Annotated in this window: 5 protein-coding genes; 1 reads left to right on the top strand and 4 read right to left on the bottom strand. The window is 69.3% G+C overall.

Going from position 1 to position 2,200, the window contains the following annotated elements; genetic code table 11:
- The 4 genes from LQV45_RS27170 to LQV45_RS27185 all read right to left on the bottom strand — a co-directional run.
- Positions 1-290: hypothetical protein (locus LQV45_RS27170; protein WP_230009890.1), on the bottom strand; the 290-nt coding region annotated here is incomplete at its 3' end.
- A 2-nt stretch (positions 291-292) separates the two neighbouring features.
- Positions 293-745: a single-stranded DNA-binding protein gene (locus LQV45_RS27175; protein WP_230009893.1), complete on the bottom strand. Its 453-nt coding sequence runs from the start codon at positions 743-745 to the stop codon at positions 293-295.
- A complete protein-coding gene (locus LQV45_RS27180) occupies positions 742-960 on the bottom strand; it encodes a hypothetical protein (protein ID WP_230009895.1) in 219 nt (72 codons plus the stop codon). Before LQV45_RS27180 ends, LQV45_RS27175 begins: the two co-directional genes overlap by 4 nt.
- On the bottom strand, positions 947-1,615 hold the full coding sequence (locus tag LQV45_RS27185; protein WP_230009897.1) for a hypothetical protein: 669 nt from the start codon (positions 1,613-1,615) through the stop codon (positions 947-949). The genes LQV45_RS27180 and LQV45_RS27185 overlap by 14 nt, the downstream gene beginning before the upstream one ends.
- A gap of 396 nt (positions 1,616-2,011) precedes the next feature.
- Between LQV45_RS27185 and LQV45_RS27190 the strand changes: the two genes are divergently transcribed.
- A partial coding sequence (locus LQV45_RS27190; RefSeq protein ID WP_230009899.1) for a hypothetical protein occupies positions 2,012-2,200 on the top strand: 189 nt, incomplete at its 3' end.

Consider the following 2,200-nt stretch of genomic DNA (forward strand, 5'->3'; position numbering starts at 1 on the left):
GTGTAAGCCCACGCGCGGACGACGACCATCACCTGCGGCTCGGGTCGCCGACGGCGCAGCGCCCGGTCGAGCGCGCGCTGCAGGCGCGTGCGACGAGCCACGATGAACTGCTCGCGGGCGACACGGTGACGCACCGCGGATGCCGGCACGCCGGCCCCGACCGCGACAGACCGCACGAGGCAGTCGACGACGCGCGCGACGCCGATCGCGTCGACCATTTCGACGTCGATCGCCATTTTCGCGGCGAACTTACGGGGCTCCGCGCTGACGTTCGCGAACGGGATAGGCACGCTCAAAACGGGGTGTCCTCTCCCGGGACCGACCACGCGCCCGACTCGTCGACGACCAACTGCCGCGGCAGTTGCTGCTGCGTGGCGCGGCCAGCGGTGCGCTGCACGGTCGCCGTCGCGTAGCGCAGGCTCGGGCCGATCTCGTCGACTTCGAGCTCGATCGACTGCTGTGGGTTGCCCTCGCGATCCTGATAGCTGCGCTGCACGAGCCGGCCAGTAGCGATGACGCGCGAGCCCTTGTGCAGCGATGCCGCGACGTGCTCGGCGAACTCGCGCCAGACCGAGGCGTGCAGAAACAGCGGGGTGCCGTCCTTCCATTCGTTTGCCTGACGGTCGAACGTGCGCGGGGTCGAGGCGATCGTGAACCCGGCCACGGGCACGCCTCGCTGCGTGTGCCGCAGTTCGGGGTCGGCGGTGAGGTTCCCCGCGATGGTGATTACGGTTTCACCGGTCACGGTGTCTTTCCTTTCGATCGGGCGAGGGTGGCGACGACGTCGGCCTGCGCTCGGAATGCGGCGCGGATCTCGGCTTGCGCGGCCCGCGCGTCGTCGAGGCTGCGGAACCGGAACCCCGCAGAGTTGAGGTCGCTCACGGCGCGCTGCTCGGCGGCATCCACGCGCGAGAGGGTGGTTTCGAGCAGCGCGAGGCTGTTCCGGTCAGAACGGCTCATCGTCATGGGCGATCGCTTCCTCGTAGGACTGCATCTGTCTCGCGTAGCGGCGTTCGGTCAGCCATGTGTCGTGACGCCGGCGGGCCGTGCCGCACGGGCCACAGCTGCCGAACTTGCCGTCGGGGTGCTCGGGGCATCCGTAGGGCGGGGCATCCAGCAGCAGCGGCCGTTCCGGCGGCTGCGGTCGCGCGCCGCGCTCTTGCTGCTCGGACCACCGCGCCCACTGCTCGGCCCGTTCTGCCCCTTCCGATCGCACTCGCGCCTCGGCCCTCTCCCGCGCTCCCCCCACAGCCGCGACATGTCTCGACATGTCGTGATCGGGCGGCGGCGGGCACTCGGAGGGGGGCGCCGTTCGGGTGTCCGCACGCAGCGGCCGAGCGAGCGCGATCCATTCCGACCCCTCGGCCTGGTAGATCGTCAGAAACCCCGAGTCCGCGAGCATCACTAGGTGCTCGATCACCATCTCGACCACGCCCTGCCCCGGATACAGGTCGGCCGCGATCAGTTCCGGCACTAGCTCCCGCCTGCCGGTCAGATCGGTGTGCAGCCACAGGCCGTGCGCGGTCGGCTTCGCCTCGTGCGGGGCTCTCATGTACCCCGCGAACTGCAGATCGCTCGCCGCGATCGTCCGCTGTCTCGTTGCTGCCCGTGTCATTACCCCTCGCGAATCCCTCGAAACACAGGTCGATAGCTAGCTCTAGGTAGTGCCGCGCAACCCGAAAACACTCGGTCCAGCCCCGGCCGAACGGCAGCAGGTGCCACGCATCGACTTCGGAGCGGAACGCGGCCGGGAACCACTCGCGCAGCGAGCGCAGCGCTTCCCTCTCCCACGTGGCGTCGGTGCCGCGTGCGAGCACCACGAGGTGCGCGCCGGCCGCGACCATTGCCTGAACGCGAGCGAACCGCCACGCCCGGCCCACTTTGAGCACGCCGGCGTGCGGCCAATAGACGACATACGTCATCGCGAACTGCGGCATCATCGGCTTTTCACCCGCTCCCCGCCTGTGGACAACTTGCGACGCGAGTTCCGCGTTTGTGGCTGACTTGGCGCATGACTACAGCTACGGATGCAGCCACCCTGGATGCGAGCAGGGAGAACCCGCCGAGCGCGCGCGTCCTGGTGAGGTCCGAAACCGCGATCGAACAGCACACGCTGTACCTGGAAGCGATAGACGACGACCTCGGCTCGTGGGTTCGCATCGCGCCCGCCGACGCGGGCGGCCCGGTGATGACCCTCGAC

This window comes from Microbacterium sp. Bi128, assembly GCF_918698205.1.